The sequence below is a fragment of the Streptomyces sp. SID10853 genome, from assembly GCF_010548145.1.
Taxonomy (GTDB): Bacteria; Actinomycetota; Actinomycetes; order Streptomycetales; family Streptomycetaceae; genus Streptomyces.
On record NZ_JAAGLN010000382.1, the window covers coordinates 1 to 4,095 of the forward strand.

Genomic DNA, 4,095 nt, shown 5'->3' on the forward strand with positions numbered 1-4,095 from the left:
CGCCTGCGGCGGTACGGCGTCCAGCTCGGCGTCGCTCAGTGCGGCGCGGGCCTCACGGACCTGGCCGAGCAGCGCCACCGCGTCGTACGGCCGGTCGTCCGGGCGCCTGGCGGTGGCGCTCGCCACCAGGCCGTCCAGCCGGGCGGCGAGTCCCGGTACGGCGGCGGACGGCGCGGGCACCCCTTCGTTGAGGTGCTGGTAGAGGACCTGGGCGGGGGTGTCGCCGCTGTGCGGCTTGGCGCCGGTGAGCATCTCGTACAGCACCACACCGCAGGCGTAGACGTCCGCCCGGGTGTCGGCCGCGCCCTGCTCGATCTGCTCGGGGGCCAGATACGAGACGGTGCCCAGGATGGCGCCCGTGCTGTTCGTCTCGGTGTCCACGGCCCTGACGAGGCCGAAGTCGGCGACCTTGACCCGGCCGTCGTCCCCGATCAGGATGTTCTCCGGCTTCATGTCGCGGTGCACGAACCCGGCCCGGTGCGCGGCGCCCAGCGCGGCCAGCACCGGCTCCAGGATGTCCAGCGCGGCCCGGGGGCACAGCGCGCCCCGCTCGCGCAGGACGTCGCGCAGGGTGCACCCGGCGACGTACTCCATCGCCAGATAGACATGCGCGCCGTCCGCGCCCTGGTCGAACATACCGACCACATTGGGGTGGTCGAGGCGGGCGACGGACTTGGCCTCCCGGATGAACCGCTCGACGAACGTGGCGTCGACCGCCAGCGCGGGGTGCATCACCTTGAGGGCGAGCACCCGGTCCAGACGGGTGTCGACCGCCCGGTAGACCGTGGCCATGCCACCGACCGCGATGCAGGCGTCCACCCGGTAGCGGCCGTCGAGCAGCTGCCCGACGAGCGGGGCCTGCGGGTCACCAAGCGTCGTATCCACGCTGGCGAGTGTACGAGTCGGCGCTGACAGGGCCTAAGCCGTCCTGGTGAATCGGCCGGGACTGAAGCCGAGCTGTGACAGGCGGGTGAAGGCCGGCGTGAGGACCGGCAGGAGGACCGCCTGCGGGTCCGGGAGGCGCTCCGGCGGGGCCCGGCTCCCAGGACCTGTCCCGCCGGTCCATGCCGGGCCCGGGGCAGGGCCGGCCGGACACGCTCTAGAACGCCGGCCGCTCCGGGTCCAGTGCCGCGCGCCCCTCCTCCGGTGACGACGCCCGGGCGAAGTGCCTGCGGGGGATCCGGCCCGCCCGGTACGCGAGGCGGCCCGCCTCCACGCCCCGGCGCATCGCGGACGCCATCAGTTCCGGCTCCTGTGCGCGCGTCACCGCCGACGCCAGCATCACGGCCGCGCAGCCGAGCTCCATCGCCAGCGCCGCGTCCGATGCCGTACCGGCGCCCGCGTCGAGGATCACCGGCACCCCGGCCCGCTCCACGATCAGCTGGAAGTTGTGCGGATTGCGGATGCCGAGGCCCGAGCCGATGGGGGAGCCGAGCGGCATGATCGCCGCGCAGCCCACCTCTTCGAGGCGGCGGGCCAGCACCGGGTCGTCGTTGGTGTACGGCAGCACCGTGAAACCGTCGTCCACCAGCGTCTCGGCGGCGTCGAGCAGCTCCACCGGGTCGGGCAGCAGGGTGTGCTCGTCCGCCACGACCTCCAGCTTGATCCAGTTCGTGCCCAGTGCCTCGCGGGCCAGCCGGGCGGTGAGGACCGCCTCGCCCGCCGTGAAGCAGCCGGCGGTGTTCGGCAGCACCTTGACGGCGAGCCTGTCGAGGACCGAGAGGACCGAGCCCTGCACCGTGGGGTCGAGGCGGCGCATCGCCACCGTCGTGAGTTCGGTGCCCGACGCGATCAGCGACCTCTCCAGCACATCGAGGCTGGGCGCACCGCCGGTCCCCATGATCAGCCGGGAGGAGAACTCGGTGCCGGCGAGAGTGAGGGAATCGTCTGCCATGTCCGGATCAGCCTCCCTGGACCGCGGTGAGGATCTCGACGCGGTCGCCGTCGGCGAGCGCGGTACGGGGCCAGAAGCCCCGGGGCACGACGGTCTCGTTGACCGCGGCGGCGACGCCCGACGGCGCGCTGGTGAAGCCGGTGACCAGCACATCGAGTGTGGTGCCCGGGGCGATCCCACGGGGCTCGCCGTTGACCGAAACCCGCACCTGAGGCCCGGCCGCGGGCGGTGCGTCCGCCGCCGGGGTGTTCACAGGGGGCACGTTCAGTGGCACGTTCATGCGGGCTGCTCCTGTCGTACGGGCGAGAAGCGCCGGGGGGTGAAGGCGCGGGCCTCCGCGGGCAGCTCCCCGGTGGTGAGCAGCTCGGCCATCACATCGCCGGTGACGGGCGTGAGCAGCACACCGTTGCGGTAGTGGCCGGTGGCCAGCAGGAGGCCGGGCAGCGCGCTCGGGCCGAGCAGCGGCGCGTTGTCGGGGGACGCGGGCCGCAGCCCCGCGCGCGTCTCGGTGAGCGGGAGTTCGGTGATGCCGGGCACCAGCTCATGGGCGTCGCGGAGCAGTTCGTACACCCCGCCCGCGGTGACCGTGGTGTCCCAGCCCAGCTCCTCGCTGGTCGCGCCGATCACCAGCTCGCCGTTCTCCCGGGGGACCAGGTAGAGGTGGCTGCCCCGGACGACCGCGCGGACCGTCCGGCTGAGGAACGGCGCGTACACGCGCGGCACCGTCAGCCGCAGCACCTGGCCCTTGACCGGGCGTACGGGCGGGAGTACCGCGTCCGGTACGCCCGCGAGCCGGCCGCTGAGGCTGCCCGCCGCCAGCACCACCTGTCCTGCGGCCAGGGCCGTTCCGTCGGCCAGCACCACACCGGTGGCCCGGCCCCGCTCGACCGTCAGCCGCTCGGCCCAGTCGCGGTGGAAGGCGACCCCGGCCCGCTCGCACGCGATGACCAGCGCCTTCGCCAGCCGCCGCGGATCGACCTGGTGGTCGCCGTCCACCCGGAGCCCGCCGCGTACGCCCGGCGCGAGCATCGGTTCGAGGCGCCTGCACTCGCGCCCGGTGAGCCACTCCGACTCCAGACCGGACCGGACCTGGAGCGCGTGCAGCTCCCGCAGATTCGCCCGGTCGTCGAGGTCGAGCGCCACGGCGAGGGTGCCGCAGGCGCGGTAGCCCAGCTCCTGGCCCGACGCCTCCGCCAGCTCCGCGGCGAACCCCGGATAGCGGCGGGCGGACTCCAGATTCAGCCCGAGCAGGACCTGCTCGCCGTAGTGCAGTTCCGTGACAGCGGCCAGCATGCCCGCCGCGACCTGCGCGGCGCCGCCGCCCGGCTCGGGGTCGACGACCGCGGTACGCAGTCCGCGCTGCGCCGACCGCCAGGCCGTGACGAGACCGATGATCCCGCCACCGACGATCAGTACGTCCGGCAGCGTGCCCGCCGTGTCGGCGTGGTGCGCCTGGTGACTGGTGTGACGACTGGCGTGATGGGTGTGCATGGGCGTCCAGCCCCTCCCTTCGCCGGCATGACCCGGATCAGGTTCGTACGGTCGGGGGCCGTCCAGCCCCCCTCTCAGCCCGGTACGCCCGGACTCCCGCGAGTGGTTCAGCACGGCCAGCCTAACCCCGGTCCGTGCCGCCCCGTAAGCCGTCTCAGGACACCCCCTGTTCTGACGGGTCGTCAGCTGCTTAAGGTGATCGGGTGAGTGAGCCGAGGAACGTCGTCATCGCCGGCGCGGGCATGGCCGGAGTGCAGACCGCTGTCGCCCTGCGGGACCAGGGCTTCACCGGACCCGTCACGCTGATCGGCGAGGAGTCCCACCAGCCGTACGACAGACCGCCGCTCTCCAAGGCGGTGCTGCTCGGCAAGGCCGATGGCTCCGCCTTCGACGTCGACTTCGCCGCGCTCGGGGTCGAACTGCTGCTGGGGTGCGAGGTGACCGGCCTGCGCCCCGAGGACCGGGAGCTGGACACCGCGCGCGGCCCCGTCCCGTACGGCTCGCTGGTCGTCGCCACCGGCGCGCACCCGGTCACGCTGCCCGGCAGCGAGGGCGCCCCCGGTGTCCATCTGCTGCGCACGCTCGACGACGCGGGACGGCTGCGGGCCGTACTCGCCGACCGCCGGGACGTCGTGGTGGTCGGCGCGGGGTGGATCGGCGCCGAGTTCGCGACGGCCGCACGCGAGGCGGGATGCGCGGTGACGGTCGTG

The 4,095-nt window shown here is 73.8% G+C and carries 5 protein-coding genes and 1 riboswitch; of the genes, 1 reads left to right on the forward strand and 4 read right to left on the reverse strand.

Annotated features, from left to right (window positions below; translation table 11 throughout):
* The 4 genes from G3I19_RS35035 to thiO all read right to left on the reverse strand — a co-directional run.
* The coding region (locus G3I19_RS35035) for a protein kinase (RefSeq protein WP_164267727.1) at positions 1 to 885 on the reverse strand (885 nt) is incomplete at its 3' end.
* A gap of 214 nt (positions 886 to 1,099) precedes the next feature.
* A complete protein-coding gene (locus G3I19_RS35040; protein WP_164267728.1) occupies positions 1,100 to 1,894 on the reverse strand; it encodes a thiazole synthase in 795 nt (264 codons plus the stop codon).
* A gap of 7 nt (positions 1,895 to 1,901) precedes the next feature.
* Positions 1,902 to 2,102 (reverse strand): sulfur carrier protein ThiS, encoded by a 201-nt coding sequence (thiS, locus tag G3I19_RS35045; protein ID WP_343235306.1) that lies wholly within the window; start codon positions 2,100 to 2,102, stop codon positions 1,902 to 1,904.
* Positions 2,103 to 2,170: 68 nt separating this feature from the next.
* On the reverse strand, positions 2,171 to 3,385 hold the full coding sequence (gene thiO, locus G3I19_RS35050) for a glycine oxidase ThiO (protein WP_164267730.1): 1,215 nt from the start codon (positions 3,383 to 3,385) through the stop codon (positions 2,171 to 2,173).
* A riboswitch (TPP riboswitch) is annotated at positions 3,383 to 3,495 on the reverse strand. It overlaps the preceding gene by 3 nt.
* A gap of 132 nt (positions 3,496 to 3,627) precedes the next feature.
* Here thiO and G3I19_RS35055 point away from each other — a divergent pair.
* Positions 3,628 to 4,095 (forward strand): FAD-dependent oxidoreductase (locus G3I19_RS35055; protein ID WP_203601038.1); only part of this gene is annotated, 468 nt, incomplete at its 3' end.